This window comes from Brachyspira catarrhinii, from assembly GCF_005518285.1.
GTDB lineage: Bacteria > Spirochaetota > Brachyspiria > Brachyspirales > Brachyspiraceae > Brachyspira > Brachyspira catarrhinii.
On the sequence record NZ_SJDU01000873.1, the window covers coordinates 1 to 311 of the forward strand.

At 27.3% G+C, this 311-nt stretch carries 1 pseudogene; it reads right to left on the bottom strand.

Features of this window, described 5'->3' with window-relative positions:
* Nucleotides 1–311, bottom strand: a pseudogene (locus EZH24_RS13700) (hypothetical protein); the annotation flags it as partial.

A 311-nucleotide genomic window follows, 5' to 3' on the forward strand; every position in this document is an offset into this window, starting at 1 on the left:
TCTACTTTAGAAATATTAAGAGTTTTAATGTTTATGATTTCTTTTTTCACTTGATTAGTTAAAGTCTTATAAGCCTCTTGATATGCTAAATCATAGGTTTCAAGTTTATAAGGTATTTCAAAAAGTTCTGTTTTAATTCCTATTTCGCTCTCTAATGGTATAGCAGGATATAAAGGATCAGCACCTACTATTTTAGGCAACGTTCTATAAACTTCTTCTATTGTGGTTTCTTCATTTTCTGTTTTTTCTATAGTATCTTTCATCTTTATAATATAACGAGTAACTAAATCATCAGAATCTTCTTCATATTC